Source organism: uncultured Bacillus sp., assembly GCF_958411575.1.
Classification (GTDB): domain Bacteria; phylum Bacillota; class Bacilli; order Bacillales; family Bacillaceae; genus Bacillus; species Bacillus spizizenii.
This window is the reverse complement of record NZ_CATYRA010000019.1, coordinates 23,685-29,849: the sequence shown is the minus strand read 5'-3', so window position 1 is coordinate 29,849 and position 6,165 is coordinate 23,685. Positions and strand designations below refer to the sequence as shown.

Genomic DNA, 6,165 nt, shown 5'->3' with positions numbered 1-6,165 from the left:
CCGTTTTCAAACTAGAAGGTGTTTTTTATTTGTCTCATATTATGGGGTCAGTCCCCCCATGCCGAGTGGTTTTTATTAGTTGATGACAGAAAAACTGTTGATGATGCCGTTCGGATTTTCCCATACTTTTTTGAACGTCTTATTTTCAAGGTTATAGGAATAAATCGTCCGCACCTTGGCTTCGCGCCCTGTTTCATCCTTCAATTTTTTAGCCCCTTCGGCTTCGGCAAGAAAATAAATGTTCTTTCCATCCTTAGAGAACTGCGGCTGTGCGTCAATTAACAGCTTGAATGATTTTTGATTTGAAATGATGGTTTCATACTTTTTCGTATCCGCATTCAGCATCTGAACAGCAGCGGTTTGCTCCGTGCCTTTCTGCGTATATGATGTAAACAAAATCCGTTTATCATCATCAGAAACAGCAATATCGCTGATAAACTGGTCAAGGCTCTTCAGCTCATCAAATTTGTTTTGATGGCCCGCCGCAAAATGAATTGTTGTCGGTTCAGGATCGATTCCCTTTTCGTTCGCTTCATCTGTTTTCTTGTAATCTTCTTCTACAGAATAATGCAGCAATGCAAATGAATCTGTTTTCTTGTTATAAAAGAAGCTGCTGACGGTGTCATCCTGATCATTAGCGGCAGGATATAGGTTTTTGTACTTCTTCGTTTTTAGATCAAAAGCTGCAATCCGGAAATTGCTTTCGTCCGCTTTTCCTAAGCGGAAATAGATGGTTGAACCGTCTTTTGACAAAAACAAACTGTCCGCACTCTCAGCGCCTTTATAAAGCATCGTCTTTTTATTAGACTTTAGATCCAGCTTAAAAAGCCTCATTTCATTTTGATCATTATTGCCCGTATAATAGAGTACCTGTTGCTTTTGATCCAAAGCAAATGCCGGATAGCTGGTCAGCTTCTCCTCATGGATCACCTTATCATTTTCATAATACTTCGTCTGCAGATCGGTATTCGTAATCGAAACAAGCAGCTTATCACCGCTTTCCGTATTGACTGAAACATCAGCAGCCTTCTCATGGCCTTTATCCTTTGTAACGTAAAACGCAACCCCCGTGGCAGCTGCTATGATGACTGCTAATAATAATATGATTCTTTTTTTCATCTTTTATCTCCACCAATAGAAAAAGCAAGAATGTGACTTCTTGCTTTACAGATTATATATGTAGATTAATAGCTGTAATGTCCCGCTACTTTTCCTTTGCTTAATGGGTATCCAAGCGCTTTAAACGCTTTAGGGCTTACATCCAGAACTGCATTAGGCATTCTGCCAACATCATTTTTGTAAACCGTAATTACCTTTTTAGGCTTCGCTTTTGCATAAGCTCTGATTTTTGTCCCGTTCTTCGGAACATCAAATCCGATCTTGGTCGCACAATCCCAATGTCCAAGTTTTTTACCTGAAGAGCCTTTTTTCCCGACTCCATTATACCAAGTAATATTTCCGTTCACATGTTTCGCACTGGCATCTGATGAAAAACTGAAAGCTCCCAAAGTACTTCCTACTAAGATAAAAGCGGCTAAAATGACTTTCTTCAACATTTCGTCCCCCTGTTTGTTAACTTCTAGGAAAAATTATACACGATGAACCAGGGATTTTTTATTTCAATATCCTTACAGTAATGTTACAAAGTCAGAAAAGTTGTCTCTGCTAAAATAAACCATGGAAGATTATCCTATTATAATTGCGGTATTAGCGTTATAATTGTTGATAGAGTAGTTAACGCATTCAATATGAACGAACCATTACCGTATTGTTCAAACCAAATTCATAGTTATGTATACGACTCATACTCTCTCATATTAAAGAAAAAAGAGTGTGCGAGACTCTTTTTTCTTCAAAGTTTCTTTTTTCAAAAAAACATAAATTATATTATATAAAAATTTTATTTCTTTTTTGGTTTTAAAAATGGCGATTTTGTGAACAGTTCATATTGATCAGTGCGGAATATTACTCATATCAAAAGATATAGGAGTGGTAATCCATGAAGGCAGCAAGATGGCATAACCAAAAGGATATCCGTATTGAACATATTGAAGAGCCAAAAACGGAGCCTGGAAAAGTAAAGATCAAAGTCAAATGGTGCGGCATCTGCGGCAGTGATTTACACGAGTATCTGGGCGGCCCGATCTTTATTCCGGTTGACAAACCGCATCCATTAACGAATGAAACAGCACCTGTCACAATGGGCCATGAATTCTCCGGCGAAGTTGTTGAAGTCGGGGAAGGCGTTGAAAATTATAAAATTGGAGACCGCGTCGTAGTCGAACCGATTTTTGCCACACACGGCCACCAGGGTGCCTACAACCTTGATGAGCAAATGGGATTCCTCGGCTTAGCCGGCGGAGGCGGCGGCTTCTCTGAATATGTCTCTGTAGATGAAGAGCTGTTGTTCAAGCTTCCTGATGAATTATCATATGAACAAGGCGCGCTCGTTGAACCTTCTGCGGTCGCTTTATATGCTGTCCGCTCAAGCAAAATTAAAGCCGGCGACAAAGCGGCTGTATTCGGCTGCGGCCCGATCGGGCTTCTGGTGATTGAAGCGCTGAAGGCTGCCGGTGCGACTGATATTTATGCTGTTGAGCTTTCACCTGAACGCCAGCAAAAAGCTGAGGAGCTTGGAGCGATCATCGTTGATCCGTCCAAAACAGACGATGTAGTGGCTGAGATTGCAGAACGTACAGGTGACGGTGTTGACGTAGCATTCGAAGTCACAGGCGTTCCAGTGGTATTACGACAAGCGATCCAATCTACTACAATTGCCGGTGAAACAGTCATCGTCAGCATTTGGGAAAAAGGCGCTGAAATCCATCCTAACGACATCGTAATCAAAGAACGTACTGTAAAAGGAATTATCGGATACCGCGACATCTTCCCGGCTGTATTGTCATTAATGAAAGAAGGCTATTTCTCAGCTGACAAACTCGTAACGAAAAAAATCGTATTAGACGATTTGATTGAGGAAGGCTTCGGGGCCCTTATCAAAGAGAAAAACCAAGTCAAAATCCTTGTCAGACCTAACTAATTTGAAACTAAAAAGAATCCGCGCTCGTATGCGGATTCTTTTTTTATCTTATCCAACCACTTCAGCGCTGGAATCTTTCTTCGCCTCGCTGCGATCATAAGCCCGGAAATTTTCCTCCAGCTGTTCAAGCGACAGTCCTTTCGTTTCCGGTAAAAACCTCTTCACAAACAGGACAGAGCAAATTCCTAATCCAACGAAGATAAAGAACGTTGTGGACAGCCCAATGGCGGCCAGCAATATCGGGAAAGTGAAACTAACTGCAAAATTCACCATCCACAGACAGAATACCGTGACACCCATTCCCAGACCTCGAAGACGAAGCGGGAAAATCTCCGAAAGCATCAGCCACGTCACTGGAGAAATTGCGCCCTGCTGAAAAGCAAGGAATGTAACCGTTAATGACAGGACAACATATGGAAGTGCCGGTGATCCTTCCATTACAAGTGAAAATATCCCGATCAGCAATAATGCCGTTGTCGTACCGATCAAGCCTGTCATCAGCATCGGCCGGCGGCCTACTTTACCAAGAAGCCAAATTCCAACGAACGTTGCCAATACCGAAATCACGCCATTGGCGATATTTCCGATTAAAGCGGCTTCCGTTTGAAAACCAGAATCTCTTAAAATTTCAGTTCCATAATACATAATCGAGTTTACCCCTGTAATTTGCTGTACAACTGCAATCCCTAACCCAATGAACACAATGCGGCGCACCCATGGGACCGAAAGATCTTTAAATGTCGCTTTTTCTAGCTGATCTTCTTTTTTGAAAGCGAATTCAATTTCTTGCAGCTCAGATGCCGCCCGCTTTTCATCTCTGATTTTTTTCAATACACGCAAAGCATCTTCTTTTCTACCTTTAGAAACGAGCCAGCGAGGACTCTCAGGCATTCTGATCATGCCGAAAAACAGGAATATGGCTGGAAGCGAAGCAATGACCAGCATATATCTCCACACATGGGAGTTGTCTCCCATTGTTGTTCCGAGGATTGCATTAAAAACAAAGGCCAAAAGCTGTCCTGATACAATCATCAATTCATTCTGCGTCACCATCCGTCCCCTGCTATCCACAGGAGACATCTCTGCTAAATAAGCAGGAACCGTAACTGATGCCCCCCCGACTGCAATGCCAAGCACAAAACGGGAGATAATCATGATCGTTACATTTGGAGCAAACGTACATCCGATCGTTGAAATAAAAAATATAACAGCAAGAAACAAAATATTTTTGCGGCGGCCGTTAAAATCAGACATCCTTCCGCCAAACACAGCACCGAGCGCAGCTCCAAAAAGAAGTGAACTGGTGACGAGCCCCTCTGTAAAGGCATTGAGGTTAAGCTGGTCCGGCTCTCCCATATACGGCAAAGCTCCATTGAGCACTCCGGTATCATAACCGAATAAGAGCCCGCCGAAGGTCGAGACTAAAATAATTGTACGTAAAAATGACATTTGATTGCCTTGTTTATTCATACTGTTTCCCCCAGTCTTTTTCAAAATCGATCAATACGTATTTCAAAAACTTATTCTAGGGCTGCTGCCTTCCTCACATTTTATAAGCAGGCTTCAGAAAAAAGTTCATCATGTTTTTCTCCAATGGACTCATAACCTTCCCTTCTTCTTCGCATGTCAGCTTCTTTGGAAGCGATTTCATTTTTTCTCTAAAAGAACAATGAGTATCTCTTGAACATATACGTTGAAGATTGTTACTTTATAGTCACTTGATAGTTCTATTGTTGTGATATAATAGTGACATTTTTGTTACATCTGATATTATCATAATTATAAAAGCGTTTTCAGTCAATATAAATTTCTGAAAATTTTTTATTCAATAAAAGGAAAATGACCAATTCAAGGGGAAAATGAACTTTTTTCTTCTTGAAATTGTGGGAAACAAGTCAAAATTTCTGTGAGTTTCTGTTTATCTGCTACTATAAACAAAATGGATAAGTTTTGGGTAACTTCTCCTATTTATCTTCTCTGCAATGACTCTCTTATCAAACATTCGATCAATTGTTTCAGACTCAAGATAAAAGGATATAGAAAAGGAAAATAAAAGATGGCTGGCTTAGGGGAGGCAAAAAAATTGAATGAGATTTATATCATTACAGGCCTTTTGTTGTTGACAGCGGGGATGATTGATTTTTTATGGACCACATTATGGTTAGAGAGCGGTGCCGGCCCGATCACAAGATGTCTGTCTGCATGGCTGTGGAAAGGCTGCCGCAAAATCAGCGGAGACCACGCAAAGGTGCTAAGTATGGCAGGCCCACTGCTGTTATGCCTGACGTTAGTGATATGGATCATTTTATTTTGGGGCGGGTGGTTTTTGATTTTCTCAAGTGACCCCCATTCACTCGTGGAAACCCAATCGAAAGAACCGGCGTCCTGGTCAGATCGAATTTATTTTTCCGGTTATGTCATGTTTACATTAGGAAATGGCGACCTTGCACCAAACGGAGACCTATGGAAGCTTGTCACGGTTATTGAGACGGCTCAAGGCTTGCTTACCATCACATTTTCTGTCACATATTTGATTTCCGTCTTGAGTGCTGTTAATCAAAAGCGCTCATTTGCCCAAAGTGTATTAAGTCTGGGGCGTGACGGAACAGAAATTGTCCAGAATGCATGGAACGGCAAAGATTTTCACAACATTGATTTTCTTCTTGTCGCTATCTCATCAGAGCTGGGAAAGCTGACCGCTCAGCATAACGCCTTCCCTATCCTTCATTTTTACCATAGCACGCAGCGACAGGAATCATCCATTATAGCTGTCACTGTATTGGATGAGGCATTAACCATCTTGAAATACGGCATTCCTGAACAATATCAGCCGAATCAGCTTCACATCAAAGAAACGCGCTCAAGTATCAAAAACTACTTGGATACCGTTCATACTGCCTATATCCATTCAGCTGAACAAGCGCCGCCGGAACCAGACATCTCAAAGCTTCAACAATCAGGCATACCGGCTTTATCCAAGCAAACATTTCAAACAGCCGTCAATTCTTTAAAGGAACGTCGTCAATTGCTGCTGGGAGTTGTCCAAGCGGGTGCCCGAAAATGGCCTGTTCAGGAGCAGACTATAGACAACGGATAAAAAAAGTCCCGAGTATCTGATCACTCCG

The 6,165-nt window shown here is 41.7% G+C and carries 5 protein-coding genes; 2 read left to right on the top strand and 3 right to left on the bottom strand.

All coding sequences use genetic code 11. From position 1 onward, the window contains the following. Positions 1–75: 75 nt before the first annotated feature. Both Q5C82_RS20070 and walM read right to left on the bottom strand, forming a co-directional pair. Entirely contained in the window at positions 76–1,119 is a 1,044-nt protein-coding gene (locus Q5C82_RS20070) for a PD40 domain-containing protein (RefSeq protein WP_003225646.1), read from the bottom strand. 65 nt (positions 1,120–1,184) lie between these two features. Continuing rightward, positions 1,185–1,556 (bottom strand): cell wall metabolism protein WalM, encoded by a 372-nt coding sequence (gene walM, locus Q5C82_RS20065; RefSeq protein WP_014112896.1) that lies wholly within the window; start codon positions 1,554–1,556, stop codon positions 1,185–1,187. 443 nt (positions 1,557–1,999) lie between these two features. Here walM and bdhA point away from each other — a divergent pair, with 443 nt between their 5' ends. Continuing rightward, on the top strand, positions 2,000–3,040 hold the full coding sequence (gene bdhA, locus Q5C82_RS20060) for a (R,R)-butanediol dehydrogenase (RefSeq protein WP_003225650.1): 1,041 nt from the start codon (positions 2,000–2,002) through the stop codon (positions 3,038–3,040). A gap of 48 nt (positions 3,041–3,088) precedes the next feature. On the opposite strand, the gene iolT is transcribed toward bdhA, so the two are convergent. After that, positions 3,089–4,510 (bottom strand): myo-inositol transporter IolT, encoded by a 1,422-nt coding sequence (iolT, locus tag Q5C82_RS20055; protein ID WP_003225652.1) that lies wholly within the window; start codon positions 4,508–4,510, stop codon positions 3,089–3,091. A 613-nt stretch (positions 4,511–5,123) separates the two neighbouring features. Here iolT and Q5C82_RS20050 point away from each other — a divergent pair. Beyond that, positions 5,124–6,137, top strand: a complete 1,014-nt coding sequence (locus Q5C82_RS20050) for a potassium channel family protein (RefSeq protein WP_032727358.1) — start codon at positions 5,124–5,126, stop codon at positions 6,135–6,137. Positions 6,138–6,165: the final 28 nt, after the last annotated feature.

Bases quoted from the DNA above. Each gene is read 5' to 3' on its own strand.
- Q5C82_RS20070 (WP_003225646.1), bottom strand. From the start codon at position 1,119: ATGAAAAAAAGAATCATATTATTATTAGCAGTCATCATAGCAGCTGCC.
- walM (WP_014112896.1), bottom strand. From the start codon at position 1,556: ATGTTGAAGAAAGTCATTTTAGCCGCTTTTATCTTAGTAGGAAGTACT.
- bdhA (WP_003225650.1), top strand. From the start codon at position 2,000: ATGAAGGCAGCAAGATGGCATAACCAAAAGGATATCCGTATTGAACAT.
- iolT (WP_003225652.1), bottom strand. From the start codon at position 4,510: ATGAATAAACAAGGCAATCAAATGTCATTTTTACGTACAATTATTTTA.